Origin of the sequence: Ensifer oleiphilus (assembly GCF_013371465.1) — a bacterium.
Lineage (GTDB): Bacteria > Pseudomonadota > Alphaproteobacteria > Rhizobiales > Rhizobiaceae > Ensifer > Ensifer oleiphilus.
Genome location: NZ_JABWDU010000004.1, coordinates 65,726 through 77,708, shown reverse-complemented (window position 1 = coordinate 77,708; position 11,983 = coordinate 65,726). Strand labels below are relative to the sequence as shown.

The window sequence follows — 11,983 nt, the reverse complement described above, 5'->3', positions numbered from 1 at the left end:
CGTTACGCGATCCGCTGCTGCGTCTGAGGGTCGAAGAACACCGCCTTGTCGAGATTGAAGGCGAGCTGCGACGTCTGCCCGGGCGCGATGCGCGCATCGGCACGCAGGCGGGCAACGACTTCCTTGCCGCCCAGCCGGGTGACCGCAAACGTGTCCGAACCGGCAGGCTCGACCACCTCGATCAGGCATTCGCCCTCGACGATCGCCTTGGCATTGCGGTCGGCTCCATCAGGGTCGGTCAGCGCTTCCGGACGAATGCCGAAGACGACGTCCTTGCCGGCATAGCCGGAGAGTGCGCCGCTGGCATGCGGCACCGTCAGCTTCATCGGCTCGGCGTTCGGGCGCGCCAGGGTGACGGCAACATCGGCGCCGTTCTTTTCGATCCGCGCGGTCAAAAGATTCATGGCCGGCGATCCCATGAAATCGGCGACAAACATGTTGGACGGATTGTTGTAGATCTCGGCCGGCGTTCCGAACTGCTGCAGCACGCCGTCCTTGAGGACGGCGATCTTGGTCGCCAACGTCATCGCCTCGATCTGGTCGTGGGTGACGTAGACGATGGTCGTCTTCATCCGGTGGTGCAGACGCTTGATCTCGGTGCGCATGTCGACGCGCAGCTTGGCGTCGAGGTTCGACAGCGGCTCGTCGAACAGGAACACCTGCGGATTGCGCACGAGCGCGCGGCCCATGGCGACGCGCTGGCGCTGGCCGCCGGACAGCTGGCTGGGTTTACGATCGAGCAGATGGCCGATCTGCAGCATGTCGGCGACCTGCTTGATCGCCTTTTCGCGCTCGTCCTTCGGAACGCCGCGGATTTCCATGCCGAAGGCGATGTTGCCGGCGACCGTCATGTTCGGATAGAGCGCGTAGGACTGGAACACCATGGCGATGTCGCGCTTGGAAGGGTGCAGATCGGCGACCGAACGGCCATTGATGGCGATCTCGCCCGAGGTGATCGGCTCGAGCCCGGCAATGGTGTTGAGCAGCGTGGACTTGCCGCAGCCCGACGGGCCGACGAGCACGAGGAAGCCGCCTTCGTCGATTTCCAGGTTGATGTCCTTCAGGATCTCGAGCGAGCCGTAGGATTTGCGCAGGTTGCTGATTTTGAGGAAAGACATGGGCTTATCCTTTCACGGCGCCGGACATCAGCCCGCGCACGAAGTAGCGGCCGGACACGATGTAGACGATGAGCGTTGGCAGGGCGGCGAGGATCGCGCCCGCGAAGTGAACGTTGTATTCCTTGACGCCGGTCGACGACGAAACGAGGTTGTTGAGCGCCACCGTCATCGGCGTCGAGGACGCGCCGGAGAAGGACGCCCCGAACAGGAAGTCGTTCCAGATGTTGGTGAATTGCCAGATGACCGAGACGACGATGATCGGGCCTGACGACGGCAGCATGATGCGCCAGAAGATCTGGAAGAAGCTGGCGCCGTCAATCTGGGCGGCGCGCACCAGCTCGGTCGGGAAGGCCTCGTAGTAGTTGCGGAAATAGAGCGTGGTGAAGCCGAGACCGTAGATCACGTGGACGAAGATCAGGCCCCAGATCGAGCCGGCAAGGCCGGTGATGCCCAGCACGCGCGCCATCGGGATTAGCACGATCTGGAACGGGATGAAGCACGACAGAAGCAGCATGCCGAAGAAGATGTTGGCACCGGGGAAACGCCACTTGGTCAGCACATAGCCATTGAGCGCGCCGATGATCGTCGAGATCGCGACAGCCGGCACCACCATGAGGATGGAGTTGATGAAGAACGGCTTCAGGCCCGTCGGCTGCACGCCGATCTGCGCCGTCGACCAGGCCTGGAGCCAGGGCTCGAACGTCAGCGTCTGCGGCAGGTTGAGCATGCCGCCCTGGCGGATCTCGTCAAGCGGCTTCAGCGAGTTGGCCAGCATCACGTAGAGCGGCAGCAGCGAATAGAGCGCAAAGACGATCAGGATCGTGTAGATCAGCGCCCGCATCAGGCGGTTGTGCGAGATGACATTGTCTGGGCTGGGGGCGCTCATGAGCGTTTTCCTCCGCGGATTTCGGAGTAGAGATAGGGAACGATGATCGAGAAGATCATCACCAGCATGATGATGGCCGACGAGGCGCCGATGCCCATCTGGTTGCGGGTGAAGGTGTAGGAATACATGAAGGTCGCCGGCAGTTCGGTGGCCTGCCCCGGCCCGCCGCCCGTCAGCGCGATGATCAGGTCGTAGGCCTTGATCGCGAGATGCGCGAGAACGACGAAGGCGGAGAGAAACACCGGCCGCATCAGCGGAATGATGATCCGCCGGTAGATCGTCGCCGTCGGCGCACCATCGATCTGCGCCGCCTTGATGATCTCGTTGTCGACGCCGCGAAGGCCCGCAAGGAACATCGCCATGATGAAGCCGGTCGATTGCCACACGGCCGCGATCACCACACAGTAGATCGCGTAGTTGCGGTCCTTGATCCAGTTGAACGAAAAGCTCTCCCAGCCCCAGAGGTGCATCGTGTTTTCAAGGCCGATGCCGGGATCGAGAAACCACTTCCAGGCCGTGCCGGTGACAATGAACGACAGTGCCATCGGATAGAGATAGATCGGCCGCAGAAACCCTTCCGCCCGGATCTTCTGGTCGAGCAGGATCGCAAGGGCGAGCCCCAGCACCGAGCAGATGGCGATGTAGAGCGAGGCGAAGATCGCCAGATTGCTCACCGCCCGCCACCAGTGCGGCAAGGCCCAGAGCTTCTGATAATTGCTGAACCCGACAAAATTGTAGGACGGCAGCATCTTGCTGTCCGTCATCGACAGGAAGCCGGTATAGGCGATGAAGCCATAAACAAAGATCAGGACGATAACGAAGCTCGGGGCAAGGACCAGTTTCGGTATCAGGTCCTGCAGGCGACTGCGGTTATCCATGAACGTTCACCACTTCTGGCGCTCAGCCGTGAGGGACCCTCCCCGGTACGGCATCCACGCAGGTTCTTGGTATCAAAAGGCTTCGCTGCGTCCGCGATGAAACGCGGCGCTTGAAAGACGCTTGCATGTCAGAATGGGTGTCCGGGACGCCTGTTTCGCGTCCCGGACCGGGTCTTGCCCGTTACTTCGCAGCCGCGACGGCGGCGACGAGTTCCTTGACGGCCTCGTCGGAGGTCAGTTCACCGTTGAACTCGCGCGTCACGACGTCGTAGATCGCGTTCTTGACGGCGGCCGGGTTGGCGTGGCCATGGGCCATGGAGCCAAACAGCGTGCCGTTGGTGTTGGCTTCGGCGAGATCCTTGATGCCCTTCTTGCCGCAAGCGTCGAAGTCCGTGTCCGGAACGTCGGTGCGGGCCGGAACCGATCCCTTGACGACGTTGAAGGCCGACTGGAAGGTCGGGCTTTCGATCGCCGATGCCATGGCGAGCTGTGCCGGCACTTTGTCGTCAGCAACCTTGAACATCGCGAACTGGTCGGAGTTGAAGGTAACGGAGCCCTGCGTGCCTGGGTAGCGCATGCAGACGAAATCGGTGCCGGGCACCTTCTTCGCCTTCAGGAACTCACCCTTGGCCCAGTCGCCCATAAACTGCATGCCGGCCTTGTTCTCGATGACCATTGCCGAAGCAAGGTTCCAGTCGCGGCCGGAGAAGTTGTCGTCGACATAGGAACGCAGCTTCGTCATGCGATCGAAGGCTTCCTTCATCTTGTCGCCGCCGAGCGCTGCCGGGTCGAGATCGATGAAGGCCTGCTTGTAGAAGTCGTTGCCGAGCGACAGCACGACGGCGTCGAAGATCGTCGCATCCTGCCACGGCTGGCCGCCATGGGCGATCGGCGTGATGCCCTGAGCCTTGAAGTTGTCGAGAAGGACGATGAGCTCTTCCCAGTTCGTCGGCTCCTTGCCGCCGGCCTTGTCGAGGGCGGCCTTGTTGATCCAAACCCAGTTCGTCGAGTGGACGTTGACCGGCGCGGCGATCCAGTGACCGTCAAACTTCGAGAACTGCTGCAGGGCCGTCGGGATGACCTTGTCCCAGCCTTCCTTGGATGCGGTTTCGTCCAGGTTGCCGAGCGCGCCTTCCTTGGCCCAGTCGAGAATGTCGAAGCCGAGCATCTGCACAGCGGTCGGGGCGTTGCCCGAGGTGACGCGGGCGCGAAGCACGGTCATGGCTTCCGTGCCGCCGCCGCCGGCGACCGGCATGTCGGTCCAGGAAATACCCTTGCCTTCGAGATCCTTCTTCAGGACGTCGAGTGCCGCGGCTTCACCGCCGGATGTCCACCAGTGCAGAACTTCCACGTTCTCTGCTGCGCGCGCGGCAGTGGCCGCCATCATCAGCGCCACAACAGCCGTCGTCGTCATCAACTTGCGCATCGTTATCCTCCCGTTTGCAAGTTATCGAAGCGGAACCTCCTCCCGCCTCGGATATCGCACCGCCTAAGGCGGCGGCTGGCCCAATTTAAAACGTTATAAATTCAGCAAGTCAAGCATTCCGCACGCGTGCGCTTCTTCACCTCAAGAAGCAATTGAATTTGCTGAATTATATGCAACTTCATGTCTTCCGCAGTGCAGCAAATCATGCCGCAAAGCGAGATTTAAAACGTTTTCATGATTCGATTGCTTAAGCGTTCGTGCCACGTTACAAAAACCGCTCCTGACCGCCTTGAGGATGACTAGCATTGGCCGATCCCTCCAAGCCCGCCCGCTCCGAAGACAATGGCCTGACCGCCAGACGCGGCAAGCCGACCCTTCGCACGATCGCCGAGATCACCGGGCTTGCGGTCACCACCGTTTCGCGCGCGCTTGCCGAAGCGCCGCAGATTTCCGCCGAGACGCGCAGACGGGTGCGCGAGGTGGCGATCGAGATCGGCTATTCGCCCGACCGCGCCGCCCAACGGTTGAAGACCGGGCGCACCAACGTCATTGCCGTTCTGCTCGACCCGCACGAGGAAATCCTCGGCTACGGCACCTCGATCATGAGCGGCATATCCAAGGCGCTGCAGGGCACCTCCTACCATGTGATCGTCATGCCGAACTTCCTCAACACGACCAATGTCGAGGCGGTGAATTACATCACCCGCAACAGCATGGCGGACGGCGTGATCTTCTCGCGCACCGAACCGCTCGATCAGCGCGTCATGCTGCTTTCGGAGATCGGCTTTCCGTTCGTGACCCACGGGCGCACCGAGCTTTCGACGCCTCACGCCTATGTCGACTACGACAACTTCACCTTCTCGTACCAAGCGACGCGCCGGCTGATCGCCAAGGGACGTCGCAAGCCAGCGCTGATCAGCGGTCCGGCCGACTTCACCTTCGCCGGCCATCTGCAGCACGGCTTCATGACCGCCGTGCGCGAGGCGGGCTGCGCCTATGAAATCCTCACCGGCATCGATCTCGACAGCCCCGCCGGCGACATTCGCGACCGTGTGCGCCAGCGCTACACCGAGCCCCATCCGCCTGACAGCTTCATGTGCGGCGGCGAAGTCTGCGCGCTCGCCACCATCACCGGCATGAGCGATTGCGGCCTCACGCTTGGGCGCGAGTACGACATCGTCGCCAAGCAGACGTCGCACCTGCTGGGCGCAATCCAGCCCCAGGTGGAGACGATCTACGAGGACCTGACGGCTACCGGCGAAGACATGGGCCACGTGCTGCTGCAGCGTATCGGCGGCGAAACCGACGTCAGCAAGTTGCAGCTGCTGCTTTCTCCGCAGATTCCCGCCAACTGGTAGATACCGTGCCGAGGCGCACAACGACGGCAGGCCCGCGGCGCGCGATGGCGCCTCGTCCCGTTTCGTTGTTGCGATCCCTGCCCTCATCATCCGTCTCCTCACATCCCGCAATTAGCGCGGCATCCACCAACCGGTGCGCGCGCCGATATGCATGTTGAGCGTCTTGGTTTCGGTATAGTCCTCGACCGCATGGCGGCCGAGTTCACGGCCGAGACCGGACTGGCGATAGCCCCCGAACGGCAACTCGGACGCGCCATCCATGAAGGTGTTCATCCAGACGGTGCCGGCGCGCACGCGGCGGCCGATCGTGAGGCACGTGTCGAAGTCGCGGCTCCAGACGCCGGCCGACAGACCGTAGTCGATGGAGTTGGCAATACGGATCGCCTCGTCGGTGGTCTCGAAGGTCAACACTGACAGCACAGGCCCAAAGACTTCCTCGCAGGCGACGGCCATGTCGGGCCGGACCTGAGAAAGAATGGTCGGCGCCATGAACTGGCCCATGCCGAGATCGAGGGCTTCGCCGCCATGAGCGACCGCGGCACCATCCTTCGATGCGGCAGAAACATAGCTGGCAATCTTTTCCAGGTGCTGCGGCGTGATGATCGCACCGACCTGGGTTTCCGGATCGAGCGGATCGCCGACCTTCACCTTGGCCGAGAGCGCCGCGATGCGCGCCGTCACCTCTTCGGCGATATCGCGATGAAGGATCAGCCGCGATCCGGCATTGCAGCATTCGCCAGCATTGAAATAGGCGCCGAAGACGGCGGCATCGATGAACTCTTCGAGATTGGCATCGGGAAAGACGATCTGCGGGTTCTTGCCGCCGAGCTCGAGCGAGACCTTCTTCAAGGTCCGGGCGGCATTGGCCATCGTCAGGCGGCCGACGCCGGTCGAACCGGTAAACGAGATCATGTCGACATCGCCATGCGTCGTCATCGGCGCGCCGACCTCGGGACCGGTGCCGGTGAGAATGTTGACGACACCCGCCGGCACGCCGGCGGCTTCGAGAATTTCGCCGAGAACCAGCGTCGAGGCGGAGGTCAGCTCCGAAGGCTTGACCACAGTGGTGCATCCGGCAGCAAGCGCAAAAGGCAGCTTCTGGCTGACGATCAGGAACGGGAAGTTCCACGGCGTGATGATCGAAACGACGCCGATTGCTTCACGCAGGACGACACCGAGCGTGCCATCGCCCAGCGTATTGTAGCTTTCGCCGTGAAGATCACGGGCAAGAGCTGCCGCATAGCGCCAGATATCGGCAGCCCCGCCGAGCTCGCCCTTGGCCTGGCTGATCGGCTTTCCGGATTCGATGGCATCGAGGAAGGCGAGCTCGTCGGCGCGCGCGGCAATCATGTCGGCCGCCTTGAGCAGGATCAGCGAGCGCTCGGATGCCGTCATGCGCGGCCAGGGGCCGGCGTCGAAAGCACGTCGGGCAGCGGCAATCGCCCGTTCGGCATCGACGCCGGAGGCCGCCTGATAGCGGCTGACGACGACGCCGTGACCGGGGGCAACACGTTCGAGCGTGCGCCCATCTTGACTGTCGAGCCATTTGCCGTCGATCAGCATCTGGTACGTGCGCACCTTGTGATCGCTGAGTGCCTTGGGCCTCATCAGAACCGTCATTACCATTCTCCCTTGAACTGGGCTTCGCGCTTTTCGGTAAAAGCCGCGACACCTTCCCTGAGATCGCCGGTCTTGGCGACGAGGATGGAGCCGAGCGCTTCGACCGCAGCCCCCTTGTCCTCGCCATCAGCGCAAGCGATCATCAGCTTTGAAATTTCGAGTGCGGCCGGGCCGCGCTTGGCAACCCGCGCTGCATAGTCCCGCGCCGCCTGCATCACCGTACCGGTCTCGACAACGGCATCGACCAGGCCTTCGGCCTTCGCGGTTTCGGCCGAAAACATCTCGCCGCCGAGCACCATGCGGCGCACGATCTGCGCGCCGAACCGGGTGACAAGCCGCTGCGTGCCCGACCAGCCGGGAACCATGCCGAGGCTCGTTTCCGGCAGGCCGATCTTGATCTGGCTTTCGGCGATGCGGATGTCGGCCGCGGCGGCCAGTTCCAGGCCGCCGCCGAGCGCATGACCGTTGAGCGCCGCGATGACGGGCATTCTGAGGGTTGCCAGCCGCTCGAACACGCGATGGCCGAAGCGCACCCAGTCATGACCGAAGGCGGCCGCATCCATGCCGCCCCAGGCCTTGATGTCGCCGCCGGCCGAAAACGCCTTGCCCTCACCCGTCAGGATCAGCACGCGAACCTCGCGCATCATCTCGACGTTGTCGCAGGCCGCAGACAGCGCCTTCAGCATGTCGATGTCGAAGGCATTGAGCTTTTCCGGACGGGCGACGGTCATTGTTGCGACCGCGCCGTCGACTTCGATCCGGATGCGATCCTCAGACACGGGCGCCTCCACCAAGCGTACGGGCAGTCTTTGCCGGCAAAGCCAGGCCGATCGGCGCTTCGTGGAACAGCGCCGCATCCATCGTCTTCAACCGATCGGACACGATCAGCGGAAACTCGGATTGATCGAGAATATGCGCCTGCAGGTCGACGCCCGGCGCAATCTCGGTCAGCATCACGCCTTCAGGCGTCAGCTTCATCACGCAGCGCTCGGTGACATAGGTGATGTCCTGGCCCTGCTCGATGCCGCGACGGCCGGAGAAGGTGACGTGTTCGACCTCGTTGACCAGCTTCTTCAGCTTGCCTTCCTTCTCTATCACCAGCCTGCCGCCTTCGACGGCAAGCTTGGCGCCGGCATTGAACATGCCGGAAAAGACGATCTTCTTCGCCCGCGCGGTGATGTCGACGAAGCCGCCGGCACCGGCCGTCACGTGCGGCCGGAAGGAAAGCTTCGAGACATTGACGGAACCATTGCGGTCGATTTCGAGGAAGGAGAGCAGCGAGGCATCGAAGCCCGCGCCCTGGAAATAGGTGAACTGATAGGGCGACGGCATGAAGGCATCAGCGTTCGAGGCACAGCCGAAGGCAAAATCCAAGAGCGGCACGCCACCGACGGCACCCTGTTCGATCACCCAGGTGACCGCGCCATGCAGGCCTTCTTCCAGCAGGATGCGTGGCACGTTGGCCGAAATACCGAAGCCGAGATTGACGGCGCTGCCCGATTGCAGCTCCTGTGCCACCCGGCGGGCAATCACCTTCTGGATGTTGAACTCAGGCACGCGGAAACTGTCGAGCGGCCGGAAGATTTCGCCGGAGATGGCGGGGTCGTAGAGCGTCTGCGTCGTTTGCTTCTGGTCGGGATCAACGACGACATAATCGACGAGCACGCCGGGCACCCGCACGTCGTGGGGTTTCAGCGAGCCTTCCTTGGTAATGCGCTTGACCTGGGCAATGACGATGCCGCCATTGTTGCGGGCGGCCAGCGCCTGGTCGAGACCGCCGAGATAGGCGCCCTCGTGCTCATAGGTGAGATTGCCGCGCTCGTCGGCCGTGGTCGCGCGGATGATCGCCACCTGAGGCGCGATTGCCCTGAAATAGAGCCAGTCCTCGCCCTCGAACGAGACCTTCTTGACCACAGGTTCGGCTGCAGCCGACGCATTCATGGCGCAGCCTTCGCGCGAGGGATCGACGAAGGTGTCGAGCCCGACCTTGGTCATCACGCCGGGACGCTTGGCCGCCGCCTCGCGGTGCATGTCGAAGAGAATGCCGGAGGGTACGTTATAGGCGGCCACCTCGTCGGCGCCGATCATCTGCCAGATCAGGGGCGGCTCGGCGCTCGACGGACCCGAGGGATAGGATCCGCCGATGATCTTTTTCAGGAGGCCCTTCCTGGCGATGTAGTCGACACCCTTGATACCGCTCATGTCGCCGGCAGCGATCGGATGAAGCGTCGTCAGGTCGCGCGGGTGGCCGGTCGTCTCGAACCGCTCGCCGATTGCCTTCAGCATCAGGTCCGGGCAGCCAAGGCCGCTCGAGGACGAGACCGAAACGACGGCCCCATCCGGGATCAGCGCGGCGGCGTCGGCGGGTGAAATATGCTTGTTCATCGACATCAACTCAAAGTCCCGTTTCGATCGCAACCGCCTGGCCGGTCGCCGCAGCCTTGACGACGGCAAGGCCGGTTGCCAGCGACCAGACGCCATCTTCGCCGGTCGCCGACGGCTGGCCGTTGCCTTCGACCGCGGCATGGAAGGCGGTGAGCGCCGTCTCATAGAGATTGCCCGCATCGAGCGGCAGCAGGCTTTCGCCCTCGGCATTGCGCAGGGTCACTGTGCCGACAGGCTTCTGCGTCATGACATTGCGGCCGATCAGCGATCCTTCCGTGCCGTGCACCTCGAAACCGGTTTCGGCAAATTTGGTGGTGAAGGCGTCGTGGAACTGGGCGATCACGCCGGAACGGAAACGCAGCACACCCATGACGCCATCCTCCAGCCCCGCCTTGCCCATGCCGGCGCTGTGGCTGATGGCCACGGCTTCGGCCGGATCGTCGTTGAGCACGAAGCGCAAGGTATCGGCGTCGTGCACGGTAATGTCGAGAATGACGCCACCCCCGGCTTCTGGCCGTTCCAGCCGCCAGCCCTGCAGATGCGGCGGCAGATAGACGGCATGAAAAACCCGCGCCGCGATCGGCCGGCCGATCCGGCCTTCGGCAATGGCGTCGCGCATCGCCCGGTGGGCGGCGGCGTTGCGCAGGTGATGATTGGTGGCGAGAACCACGCCGGCTTCGCGCGCAGCGACCACCATGTCGCGCGCATCCTCCAGCGTCATCGCCAGTGGCTTTTCGCACAGCACATGCTTGCCGGCGCGGATGGCAGCCAGCGTCTGCTCGCGGTGCAGCTCGTTGGTGGTCGAGACATAGACGGCTTTGACGTCGGGATCGCCGACCAGTTCCTCGACCGAAGTTACCGATTTGCCGATATCGTTTTCCGTGGCGTAGAGCGCGCCGCGCTCGGCGCTGGTGCTCATCACCGAGATAACCTCGCCACCCGTCGCGCGGATTGCGCCGATCACCCATTCGCGCGCGATCGTGCTCGCGCCGATCAGCCCCCATCCCGTCATGACAATGCCTCCCTCGTTCTGCGCTCGATCGCAGCACCGCAACTCTGGCGAACGACGAGACGCACCGAACCGATAATCGATTCCGCCTCCGCCTTGCCCGCATTGATCTGCTTCAGCAGCAATTCCGCTGCCCTCTGCCCCATGCCTTGCGGATCGACCGACACGGTGGTCAGCGCCGGCACCGCCGTTTTCGCCTCGATCACGTCGTCGAAGCCGATCACGGCAAAGTCCGCGCCCGGCTCCAGCCGCCGCGCGCGCAGACCGTCGCAGACGCCAAAGGCGACCGCATCGTTGAAACACAGCGCTGCCGTCGGTCGCTCGGAAAGCATCATCGCCTGCTCGATGGCGGTCACGCCGCCGGCACGCGATGGCGCCGAACCGATGACGAGCCCGTCCGCCGCGTCGAGCCCCGCCTCAAGCAAGGCGTCGCGGTATCCGCGCATGCGCGCCTCGAATACTGCCGTATCCGGGAAGCCGCCGAGGAAGGCGATGCGACGATGACCGCGCTCGATCAGGTGCCGCACGGCCGCCATGGCGCCGGCATGATTGTCCGATGTCAGTGAGGACACGCCGGCATCGGCGATATCGCGAACGACGAGCACGACGGGAATGCCGCTCTCGACCAGCGGCGCCAGATCGGCAGCCTCGGTGCCGCGCGCCGGGGAAATGATCAGCCCGGACACCCCATGCTCGCGCATGGAGGCCACCACCTCGCGCTGGCGCTCGATCTTTTCGCTGGTGTTGGCGAGAAACTGGACGAAGCCGGCCGACTGCACGACGGTATCGACGCCGACCGCCAGCTCGGCGAAGAAGCTGTTGGTGAGGTCGTTGACGACGATGCCGATGATCTTTGATTTCGATTGGCGCAGATTGGCAGCGCTGCGATTGTAGACATAGCCAAGCTCGCGAATCGTCGCATTGACCTTGGCGCGCGTGACCTCGTTGACCAACGAGCTGCCCTGCAGGACGAGCGACACGGTCGACTTCGACACGCCGGCTGCGCGTGCGATATCCACCACCGTTACCCGCTCCTTGACCACAGTATCCTCCCAAAGGCGCTTTAATTTCCTCATTCATAATTGGAACGATCCAAATTCGTCAAGAGCTTTTCGTTCACATTTTGATTTCGACGATGCTGGGCATGGACTCCGTCGGCGAATTTCAAGAGATAAACGGTGAGCATATCGCATATTACCGCAAGTCAGTTTTCTTTAATTACATGCACTTAAGATGCAATTGGCGCCCCACGCACTTGACGAACACCGAGCCTTACGGGTCGAAACGAAGAATTGTCGCTTGA

Annotated in this window: 10 protein-coding genes; 1 reads left to right on the top strand and 9 read right to left on the bottom strand. The window is 62.9% G+C overall.

The genetic code is table 11. The annotated features are described in order from the left end of the window. Positions 1 to 2: 2 nt before the first annotated feature. The 4 genes from HT585_RS17985 to HT585_RS17970 all read right to left on the bottom strand — a co-directional run bounded on the left by HT585_RS17985 (position 3) and on the right by HT585_RS17970 (position 4,296). A complete protein-coding gene (locus HT585_RS17985) occupies positions 3 to 1,118 on the bottom strand; it encodes an ABC transporter ATP-binding protein (RefSeq protein WP_115418910.1) in 1,116 nt (371 codons plus the stop codon). Between the two features lie 4 nt (positions 1,119 to 1,122). Then, positions 1,123 to 2,004, bottom strand: a complete 882-nt coding sequence (locus HT585_RS17980; RefSeq protein WP_176354283.1) for a carbohydrate ABC transporter permease — start codon at positions 2,002 to 2,004, stop codon at positions 1,123 to 1,125. Further along, positions 2,001 to 2,882 carry a carbohydrate ABC transporter permease gene (locus HT585_RS17975; RefSeq protein WP_176354282.1) on the bottom strand — a complete coding sequence of 294 codons (882 nt, stop codon included), beginning with the start codon at positions 2,880 to 2,882 and terminating at the stop codon, positions 2,001 to 2,003. The genes HT585_RS17980 and HT585_RS17975 overlap by 4 nt, the downstream gene beginning before the upstream one ends. Before the next feature lie 181 nt (positions 2,883 to 3,063). After that, a complete protein-coding gene (locus tag HT585_RS17970) occupies positions 3,064 to 4,296 on the bottom strand; it encodes an ABC transporter substrate-binding protein (RefSeq protein ID WP_425513765.1) in 1,233 nt (410 codons plus the stop codon). A gap of 317 nt (positions 4,297 to 4,613) precedes the next feature. On the opposite strand from HT585_RS17970, the gene HT585_RS17965 reads away from it, so the two are divergent. After that, positions 4,614 to 5,666, top strand: coding sequence for a LacI family transcriptional regulator (locus HT585_RS17965; protein WP_176354280.1), 1,053 nt, complete (start codon positions 4,614 to 4,616; stop codon positions 5,664 to 5,666). A 111-nt stretch (positions 5,667 to 5,777) separates the two neighbouring features. Here HT585_RS17965 and HT585_RS17960 read toward each other — a convergent pair whose 3' ends face one another. From HT585_RS17960 to HT585_RS17940, 5 genes are read right to left on the bottom strand one after another with little or no spacing between them, the layout of a single operon-like run. Beyond that, positions 5,778 to 7,286 carry an aldehyde dehydrogenase family protein gene (locus tag HT585_RS17960; protein WP_176354279.1) on the bottom strand — a complete coding sequence of 503 codons (1,509 nt, stop codon included), beginning with the start codon at positions 7,284 to 7,286 and terminating at the stop codon, positions 5,778 to 5,780. Next, positions 7,286 to 8,065, bottom strand: a complete 780-nt coding sequence (locus HT585_RS17955; protein ID WP_176354278.1) for an enoyl-CoA hydratase-related protein — start codon at positions 8,063 to 8,065, stop codon at positions 7,286 to 7,288. The genes HT585_RS17960 and HT585_RS17955 overlap by 1 nt, the downstream gene beginning before the upstream one ends. Then, positions 8,058 to 9,677: an acyl CoA:acetate/3-ketoacid CoA transferase gene (locus HT585_RS17950; protein WP_176354277.1), complete on the bottom strand. Its 1,620-nt coding sequence runs from the start codon at positions 9,675 to 9,677 to the stop codon at positions 8,058 to 8,060. The genes HT585_RS17955 and HT585_RS17950 overlap by 8 nt, the downstream gene beginning before the upstream one ends. 4 nt (positions 9,678 to 9,681) lie before the next feature. Continuing rightward, positions 9,682 to 10,683, bottom strand: coding sequence for a Gfo/Idh/MocA family protein (locus HT585_RS17945; RefSeq protein ID WP_176354276.1), 1,002 nt, complete (start codon positions 10,681 to 10,683; stop codon positions 9,682 to 9,684). Next, positions 10,680 to 11,723, bottom strand: a complete 1,044-nt coding sequence (locus tag HT585_RS17940; RefSeq protein ID WP_176354275.1) for a substrate-binding domain-containing protein — start codon at positions 11,721 to 11,723, stop codon at positions 10,680 to 10,682. Before HT585_RS17940 ends, HT585_RS17945 begins: the two co-directional genes overlap by 4 nt. Between the last annotated feature and the right edge of the window lie 260 nt (positions 11,724 to 11,983).

Excerpts from the sequence above, each read along its gene's own strand:
- HT585_RS17950 (WP_176354277.1), bottom strand. The coding sequence starts at position 9,677 with ATGTCGATGAACAAGCATATTTCACCCGCCGACGCCGCCGCGCTGATC.
- HT585_RS17985 (WP_115418910.1), bottom strand. The coding sequence starts at position 1,118 with ATGTCTTTCCTCAAAATCAGCAACCTGCGCAAATCCTACGGCTCGCTC.
- HT585_RS17970 (WP_425513765.1), bottom strand. The coding sequence starts at position 4,296 with ATGACGACGACGGCTGTTGTGGCGCTGATGATGGCGGCCACTGCCGCG.
- HT585_RS17945 (WP_176354276.1), bottom strand. The coding sequence starts at position 10,683 with ATGACGGGATGGGGGCTGATCGGCGCGAGCACGATCGCGCGCGAATGG.
- HT585_RS17960 (WP_176354279.1), bottom strand. The coding sequence starts at position 7,286 with ATGACGGTTCTGATGAGGCCCAAGGCACTCAGCGATCACAAGGTGCGC.
- HT585_RS17975 (WP_176354282.1), bottom strand. The coding sequence starts at position 2,882 with ATGGATAACCGCAGTCGCCTGCAGGACCTGATACCGAAACTGGTCCTT.
- HT585_RS17980 (WP_176354283.1), bottom strand. The coding sequence starts at position 2,004 with ATGAGCGCCCCCAGCCCAGACAATGTCATCTCGCACAACCGCCTGATG.